Here is a 1,388-nt window from a genome sequence, read left to right as displayed (position 1 = left end):
CGTACAGGCGGCTGAGCAGGTGGAACAGCAGCGCCCCGCCGGCCTGGCTGAAGGGCAGGTAGCCCAGCTCATCGAGGATGACGAGATCCAGGCGCAGCAAGCTCGTGGCGATGCGCCCGGCCCTGCCTTGGGCCTTCTCCTGCTCCAGCGCATTGACCAGGTCGACGGTGGAGTAGAAGCGCACCCGCTTGCCATGGCGGGTGATGCCGGCCACGCCGATGGCCGTGGCCAGGTGCGTCTTGCCCGTGCCCGGCCCGCCCACCAGCACGACGTTGTGCGCGTCGTCGGTGAAGGCCGTGGTGGCCAGCGTGGTGACGAGCTTGCGGTCCACCGGCGAGACCTCGAAGTCGAAGCCCGCCATGTCGCGATGCACGGGGAATCTCGCAGCCTTCATCTGGTGGCCCACCGAGCGCATCGAACGGTCGACGCCTTCGGCCTGCAGCAGATGCTCGATCAGCCAGCGCGAGGACTCGATGCCGGCGTTGCCGCCTTGCTCGACCAGATCGGACCATGCGCCGGCCATCCCGTGCAGGCGCAGCGCCTTGAGCTCGACCAGCACGTCAGGCTTCATGGTCGGCTCCCTCGGTGGCGGTGGCGTCAATGGTGTCGGCGCCGGTGTCGGCACGCAGTCTGTCGTAGCGCGCCGTGTCCGCCAGCGGCGGCGTGATGGCCTTCAGGTGCGTGGCCGCCGTCGGCGGCGCCGGCTGCGCGTTCAGCCGGCCCAATACGTTGACCACGTGCTCGACGCTGACCTTGCCCGGTGGCCCGGTCTCCAGCGCCAGTTCCACCGCCACCAGCACCGCATCCAGGCCGGCCGTCAGCACGATGGCCAGCACCTGCGCCATCACGCGGTCGCCGCCCGGGTTGCGCAGCAGCCCTCGGCGCAGCCGCTGCAGTGGCTCGGGCATGTCGGCGAACGGTGCCCCGTTCCTCAGCGCGCCGGGCTTCCTCTGCAGCAGCGGGATGTAGTGCTGCCAGTCGTACCGCGTCTCCCCGGCGTTGCTCAGCCGGTCGTGGCGCGCCATGATCCTGTCGTCGGCCACGATGACGACGCTGGCCGGGTACAGCCTTGTCGAGACCATCTGCCCGTACAGCTCGCACGGCACCGAGTAGCGGTTGCGGGCCACCGACACCAGGCAGGTGCTGGACACCCGCGCCGGCTTCTCGACGTAGCCGTCGAACGGCGCCGGCATGGGCATCAGGTGGGGCCGCTCGTGCTCGAGCATCTCGGCCACGCTGAACTGGTCGTGCTCGGGGTGGCGGACCTCCTCCCACAACGCCCGGCACCGATCTGCCAGCCAGGCGTTGAGTTCGGTGAAGCTGCCGAACTTGACCTTGGCCGCGTCGATCCAGATGCGCCGGCGGCTGTCCTGCACGTTCTTCTCGAC

At 69.7% G+C, this 1,388-nt stretch carries 2 protein-coding genes; both read right to left on the bottom strand.

All coding sequences use genetic code 11. The annotated features are described in order from the left end of the window. A partial coding sequence (locus JMV16_RS21160; RefSeq protein ID WP_201496309.1) for an ATP-binding protein occupies positions 1-571 on the bottom strand: 571 nt, incomplete at its 3' end. Beyond that, the coding region (locus tag JMV16_RS21155; protein WP_411565061.1) for a Mu transposase domain-containing protein at positions 561-1,388 on the bottom strand (828 nt) is incomplete at its 5' end. The genes JMV16_RS21160 and JMV16_RS21155, both read right to left, overlap by 11 nt.

It is taken from the genome of Rubrivivax sp. A210, from assembly GCF_904426505.1.
In the GTDB taxonomy this organism is placed as follows: Bacteria; Pseudomonadota; Gammaproteobacteria; order Burkholderiales; family Burkholderiaceae_C; genus Rubrivivax.
The sequence above is the reverse complement of the archived record's forward strand: the minus strand, read 5'-3'. Positions and strand labels throughout refer to the sequence as shown.